The 298-nt window shown below is 57.0% G+C and carries 1 pseudogene; it reads right to left on the reverse strand.

The annotated features are described in order from the left end of the window. Positions 1 to 296, reverse strand: a pseudogene (locus NE473_RS31485) (iron ABC transporter substrate-binding protein); the annotation flags it as partial. Positions 297 to 298: the final 2 nt, after the last annotated feature.

Consider the following 298-nt stretch of genomic DNA (forward strand, 5'->3'; position numbering starts at 1 on the left):
GGATCATTTTTCTCAGACTGGATTCGTTTGTCCAGTTCTCCGGTGCCGGCCTGGATCACTTCCACGTCAACGCCGTATTTTTCTTCAAACAGCGGGATCGTCGCGTTCATCACTCCTTCAGAGTTGGGAGAGTAAACCACTAACTTTCCGCCGCCCTTTTTTTCCTCAGACCCGGCTGCCAGGGTATCCCCTGACGCCTCGCTGCCGGCTTCCCTCTTCGGTGCCGCTGTTGTTGCCGGTGCGGAAGAGGAAGAAGAACAGCCGGCCAGAGCGGCTGCCGTCATGGTGAGTGCCATTG

This window comes from Hungatella sp. SL.1.14 (assembly GCF_024460495.1).
GTDB classification, from domain to species: domain Bacteria; phylum Bacillota; class Clostridia; order Lachnospirales; family Lachnospiraceae; genus Hungatella; species Hungatella hathewayi.